The organism is Nocardia wallacei (assembly GCF_029868745.1).
Classification (GTDB): Bacteria; Actinomycetota; Actinomycetes; order Mycobacteriales; family Mycobacteriaceae; genus Nocardia; species Nocardia wallacei_B.
Map to the genome: position 1 here is coordinate 1 of NZ_JARWOP010000237.1, position 6304 is coordinate 6304.

At 69.7% G+C, this 6304-nt stretch carries 4 protein-coding genes and 1 pseudogene; all 5 read right to left on the reverse strand.

The window, feature by feature from the left end:
* Window positions 1-172: 172 nt before the first annotated feature.
* Window positions 173-2107: a transcription termination factor Rho gene (gene rho / locus QH470_RS20650; RefSeq protein ID WP_425302723.1), complete on the reverse strand. Its 1935-nt coding sequence runs from the start codon at window positions 2105-2107 to the stop codon at window positions 173-175.
* 454 nt (window positions 2108-2561) lie between these two features.
* The gene (gene thrB / locus QH470_RS20655; protein WP_280274046.1) at window positions 2562-3518 is read right to left on the reverse strand and encodes a homoserine kinase; all 957 of its coding nucleotides are present in this window, start codon (window positions 3516-3518) and stop codon (window positions 2562-2564) included.
* Window positions 3519-3543: 25 nt separating this feature from the next.
* On the reverse strand, window positions 3544-4632 hold the full coding sequence (thrC, locus tag QH470_RS20660; protein ID WP_280274047.1) for a threonine synthase: 1089 nt from the start codon (window positions 4630-4632) through the stop codon (window positions 3544-3546).
* A complete protein-coding gene (locus QH470_RS20665) occupies window positions 4629-5984 on the reverse strand; it encodes a homoserine dehydrogenase (protein ID WP_280274048.1) in 1356 nt (451 codons plus the stop codon). The genes thrC and QH470_RS20665 overlap by 4 nt, the downstream gene beginning before the upstream one ends.
* Window positions 5981-6154 (reverse strand): annotated as a pseudogene (locus QH470_RS20670) (diaminopimelate decarboxylase); the annotation flags it as partial. The pseudogene QH470_RS20670 and the gene QH470_RS20665, both read right to left, overlap by 4 nt.
* Window positions 6155-6304: the final 150 nt, after the last annotated feature.

Genomic DNA, 6304 nt, shown 5'->3' on the forward strand with positions numbered 1-6304 from the left:
CCGCCGCCCCCCCGGGGGGCTACCCCCCCCCCCCGGCGCTCACCGGGGGGGTGCTCTCCGGCGCCCCCCCCCTGCCGGGCGCCCCCGCAACCCCCCCAAAAACCCCGGGGCGCCCCCCCCCAAACGCGGCCCCCGCAACAACTTTCGCCCGCCGGAAACAGCGGTAGGCGAGTTACTCCTCGAGCGCGCCCGGGGCGGTCTTGGAGACCGTCATCAGGAACTCGAGGTTGTTCTTGGTCTTCTTCAACCGGTCGATCAGCAGATCGATGGCCTGGTGCGAATCCAGCCCGGAGAGCACGCGACGCAGCTTGTGCAGCACCGCGGCCTCGTCGGGATTCATCAGCAGATCGTCGCGGCGAGTACCGGACGGGTTGACGTCGACGGCCGGGAACACGCGCCGCTCGGCGATCTTGCGGTCCAGCTTCAGCTCGGCGTTGCCGGTGCCCTTGAACTCCTCGAAGATCACCGTGTCACCGGTCGAACCGGTCTCCACCATCGCGGTGGCGATGATCGTCAGCGAGCCGCCGTTCTCGATGTTGCGCGCCGCGCCGAGGAACCGCTTGGGCGGGTACAGCGCGGTCGAGTCGATACCACCGGAAAGGATGCGGCCCGACGCCGGCGACGCGTTGTTGTACGCGCGGCCGAGGCGAGTGATGGAGTCGAGCAGCACGACCACGTCCTGACCCATCTCCACCAGGCGCTTGGCCCGCTCGATGGCCAGCTCGGCGACCGAGGTGTGGTCCCCCGGCGGCCGGTCGAAGGTGGACGCGATCACCTCGCCGCGCACGGTGCGCTGCATGTCGGTGACCTCTTCCGGACGCTCGTCGACCAGCACCACCATGAGGTAGACCTCGGGGTTGTTGACCGCGATCGCATTCGCGATGTCCTGCATGATCGTGGTCTTACCGGCCTTCGGCGGCGACACGATCAAGGCGCGCTGTCCCTTACCGATCGGCATGATCAGGTCGATCACCCGGGTGGTGAGCTTGTTGGGCTGAGTTTCCAGCCGCAGCCGCTGATTCGGGTACAGCGGGGTCAGCTTGTTGAAGTCCGGGCGGCGCTTGGCGCTGTCGATGTCGCTGCCGTTGACGGTGTCGAGGCGCACCAGCGGATCGAACTTCTGCCGCTGGTTTCCGGCCTCGCCCTCGCGGGGCGCGCGCACCGCGCCGGTGATGGCGTCACCGCGGCGCAGACCGTTCTTGCGGACCAGGTTCATCGACACGTACACGTCGTTCGGCCCGGCCAGGTAGCCGGAGGTGCGCACGAACGCGTAGTTGTCGAGCACGTCCAGGATGCCGGCCACGGGCTGCAGGACGTCGTCCTCGCGGATCTCGACGTCGCGGGTCTCGCTGCCGCCGCTCTCGCGGTCGCGACCGCGCCGCCGCTCGCGGAAGCGGCGACCGCGCCGGCCTCGGCCGGACTCGTCGTCGTCACCGCCACCATCGCGGCCATCACGGCCGCCTCGGGCGCCGTTCTGGTTGTTCTGGTTCTGACCGCCCGACTGCTGGTTGCGGTCGCGACGACGCTCGCCCGCATCCTGCTCCGGCTTCGCCTCGCCCTCGGTCTTCGCCTCGGACTTGTTCTCGGCCTTGCCTTCCGAACCCTCCGCGGCGCGCTGCTCGCGGCCCCGGCGCTGCCGGCCCCGGCCACGCTGACCACCCTCGCGGCCCGCGTCGTCGCCCGAATCGGCGGAGTTCTGCTCGGCCGGCTTGTCCGTGCCCACACCGTCGAGCGTCTGCTGCTCGGCCCGCGCCGACTTGCCGCCCTCGTTGCGACCGGCGGAGTCGTTCTTCGCGGCGGGCTCGGACTTCTTGCCGGACTCCGACTTGTCGGACTTCTCGGTCCTGTCCGACTTCTCGGCCTTGGCCGCGGGCTCGGACTTGGCGGCGGGCTCCGTCACGGCCGCGGGCGCCTCGCTCGCGGCGGCCTGCGCCTCACCCTTCGCGTCGGCGGCCTTCTCGGCCCGGCCGCGCGCGGGGGCAGCGGCCTTTCCCGACCCGGAAGATTGGTTTTCTTTGATAGCGGCGATCAGATCGCCTTTACGCATCCCGGATGTGCCTCGGATACCGAGCTCTCCGGCAAGCGCACGCAATTGCGGCAACAACATTCCAGTCAGCCCCGATCGTGCGACGTCAGTTTGTTCGCTCATCTTCGAAATCTGTCCGGAGTCACTTTCGCGGTCCGAGGTGCGCACATCGGTCTCCACCCCGGGTGTCGCGAGCAGGTCCGTATCTGTCACGGAGATCCTTTCCTTCCCTCGATTGCCGTGTGCTTGTTCGAGGGTTTCGTCCCGAAGTCCGGTCACTGCGCCGAACTCGGATGCCGTATCGCCTGCCCCGCCGGACCGGCGGCGAAACACCACCTGGTCACAGCCACCGGTTCACAAAGGTGGGAGTGATCATTCCAGTTGCTGTCCTCGATGTACGAGACTCGGGTCCCGAGCCTGAGCAAGGAGCCTTCTGGAGCGATTGCCCTGATGAAGCACCGGCGACTGACGCGCACGATGTACGGACTCGCTCAGGATAGCTCCCACCGTTCACCTCAGCAAGGCAGGCGCGCCGTCAATCGACCCGGACGCCGTCGGAGATGTCCGGCCGGATCACCCGCAAACCGTCGATCACCGCCCGTTCACGCAGCTCAGCGGGAAAATCTCCGGTGCTCAACGCCAGCACCGTCGGCCCCGCGCCCGACACCGTCGCCGCGATTCCGGCCTCGCGCAATCGCGCGATCCACGTCGTCGTGAGCGGCAGCGCGGACGAGCGATAGCCCTGGTGCAGCCGGTCCGCCGTGGCGGGTAGCAGCAGGTCGGGACGCTGCGTCAGGGCGACCACGGCCAGTGCCGCGCGACTGGCGTTGAACGCCGCGTCACCGTGCGGGACCAGGTCCGGCAGCATGCCGCGGGTATGCGCGGTCGAGGACCGCTCCTCGGGGACCAGTACCGTCGCGCACAGCGCGGGGTGCGGATCCAGCCGCACCGCACGGTATATGCGCTGATGGTCCGCCGAACCGTTGGCGCCGTTCGCGACCGGGCCGCCGGTTTCGGTCCACGACACCACGATGCCGCCGAGCACGCTCGCCGCCGCGTTGTCGGGGTGTCCCTCGAATTCCGAAGCCAGCTGCACCAATTCGGCATCGTCACAGGCCAGCTCCGCGTCGAACTCGGCGGCCAAGCCACGGGCCGCGGCCAGCCCGCCGACCACCGCCGAGGCAGACGACCCGAGCCCACGAGAGTGCGGAATCACATTGCGGCACAACACATCCAGGCCGTTGGCCCAGACGCCCGCCGATTCCAACCCCCTTTCGATCGCACGCACCACGAGATGTGAAGGGCCCCAAGGCACGTCGTCGGCGCCTTCACCCTCCACCCGGATCGTAAGCCCGGAATCGGTCGTGCGCACCACGATCTCGTCATAAAGCCCCAGGGCGATACCGAGCGAGTCGAAGCCCGGACCCAGATTCGCGCTCGACGCCGGCACCCGGGCCGTCACGGTGATACCGGGCGGCAGGGTCCGAGTCATCAACCGACCTTCGCGCGAGCTCAACTCAGGCCAGCTCGAGTTCGTGGGCCACCGCGACCGGGTCGACCTGGATCGCCTGCACCTCCGGCATGCCAGACAGGGCCGTGTCGGGGTCCTTGAGGCCGTTGCCCGTCACCGTGCACACCACGGTCAGCCCGGCGTCCAGCCAGCCCTCCGCGCGGGCGGCCAGCAGCCCGGCCACGCTCGCCGCCGAGGCGGGCTCGACGAACACGCCCTCGGTGCTCGCGATCAGCCGGTACGCGTCCAGGATCGCCTCGTCGGTGGCGGCCCGGAAGGCGCCGCCGGACTCCTCCTGCGCGCGCACCGCGCTGTTCCACGAGGCCGGCGCGCCGATCCGGATGGCGGTGGCGATGGTCTCGGGATTCTTCACCGGCGCCCCGGCGACCAGCGGCGCGGCACCGGCGGCCTGCACGCCCAGCATGCGCGGGCGGCTCGTGGTGACGCCGTCGGCGTGGTACTCGCTGTAGCCCTTCCAGTACGCGGTGATGTTCCCGGCGTTGCCGACCGGCAGCGCGTGCACGTCGGGCGCGCGGCCCAGCGCGTCGCAGATCTCGAACGCCGCGGTCTTCTGGCCCTCGATGCGGGCCGGGTTCACCGAGTTGACCAAGCCGACCTCCGGGAATTCGGAGGTCACCTTGCGGGCCAGCTCCAGGCAGTCGTCGAAATTGCCCTGCACCTGGATGATCTTGGCGCCCAGCATGACCGCCTGCGCCAGCTTGCCCATGGCGATCTTGCCCTGCGGGATCAGCACCGCGCAGTGCATGCCCGCGCGGGTGGCGTAGGCGGCGGCCGAGGCCGAGGTGTTGCCGGTGGAGGCGCACAGCACCGCCTTCTGGCCGCGGGCCTTGGCGTCGGTCATCGCCATGGTCATGCCGCGGTCCTTGAAGGAACCGGTCGGATTCAGGCCCTCGACCTTGAGATAAACCTCACAGCCGGTGAGCTGCGACAGGTGGTGCGCGGGCACCAGCGGGGTACCGCCCTCGAACAACGTGACCGGCTCCCAGTCCGCGCCGACCGCTAGTCGATCGCGATACGCGGCGATCAACCCCGGCCAGGGAGTGTGCACAGCCGCCGGCTGCACTCCTGTACTCATTCCTCGGTGCCTTCCAATCTCAGAACGCTGGTCACGGACGTGACGGACTCCAGTTCGGCGAGCGCTGACACCGTATCGGCCAGCGCCGACTCCTGTGCGTGGTGGGTGACCACGACGAGTCGTGCTCCCTCGTCGTGTCCCTCTTGGCGGACCGTCGAGATGCTGACGCCGTGTTGGGCGAATTCGCCGGCTACCGCCTGCAGCACCCCGGTGCGATCGGCGACCTTCAGGTTCACGTGGTAGCGGGTGGGTGTGTCGCCGATCGGCGCGATCGGCAGCTCAGCATAAACCGATTCACCCGGGCCGCGACCACCGTAGAACTTGTTGCGCGCCGCCATCACCAGGTCGCCCATCACCGCGGACGCCGTGGGGGCGCCGCCGGCGCCCTGGCCGTAGAACATCAACCGGCCGGCGTTCTCGGCCTCGACCACCACGGCGTTGAAGGCGCCGTCGACGGCCGACAGCGGATGCTTGCGCGGGATCAGCGCCGGGTACACCCGCACCGAGACCCGCTCCTTGCCGCCCTCGGCCGCGGGCAGCTCGCCCGGGACGCGCTCGCAGATGGCCAGCAGCTTCACCGTGCAGCCGACGGCCGCGGCGGTCTCCAGGTCCTCACCGGAGATCTTGGTGATGCCCTCGCGATAGACGTCGGCGGCGGTGACACGGGTGTGGAAGGCCAGCGAGGCCAGGATCGCGGCCTTGGCCGCGGCGTCGTAACCCTCCACGTCGGCGGTCGGATCGGCCTCCGCGTAGCCCAGCCGGGTGGCCTCGGCCAGCACGTCCGAGTAGTCGGCCCCGGTCTCGTCCATCGCCGAGAGGATGAAATTCGTTGTGCCGTTGACGATTCCGACCACCCGGTTGACCCGGTCACCGGACAGCGACTGGATCAGCGGGCGCACCACCGGGATCGCCCCGGCGACGGCGGCCTCGAAGTACAGATCCGCGCGGCTGCGCTCGGCGGCGGCGGCCAGCTCGCCGGTGTAGTCGGCCAGCAGCGCCTTGTTCGCGGTGATCACCGACTTGCCCGCGTTGAGCGCCGCCAGGATGACCTTGCGCGCCGGGTCGATGCCGCCCATCACCTCGACCACGAGGTCCACGTCGTCGCGGCCCACGAGGGCCTCGGCGTCGGTGGTCAGCAGCTCCTCCGGGAGACCGCGATCGACGCCGAGCCGGCGCACGGCGACCCCGCGCAGCACGACCGGCGCGCCCACGCGCGAGCGCAGGTCGTCGGCATGGTCGCGGAGGATTCGCACCACCTCGGTACCGACATTGCCCATACCGAGCACCGCGACGCCGATCGGATGATCGACGCCGAAACCGCCGGCACCCGTGCGGCTCGATACCTCGCTCATGGCTCCACCTCCAAACTCAACAGATCGCCCACCGTCTCGCGACGCAGGATCAGCCGCGCCTGCCCGTCGCGCACGGCCACCACGGCCGGCCGGGTCAGCATGTTGTAGCGGCTGGACATCGAATAGCAATAGGCGCCCGTACCGGCGAGGGCGCCCCCGGGGCCGGGGGCCCCCGGCGCCGTGGCCGCCCTTTTGGTTTTGGCAACACCTTAATTCGCCGTCGAGCCGGGCCGCGCCATGGCCGTTCCGGGCACGGTGACGCTGTACTTGGTCGCAACCACAAAGCACGTTACGCTGTACGCCGGCGCCCGGCGCCGCTA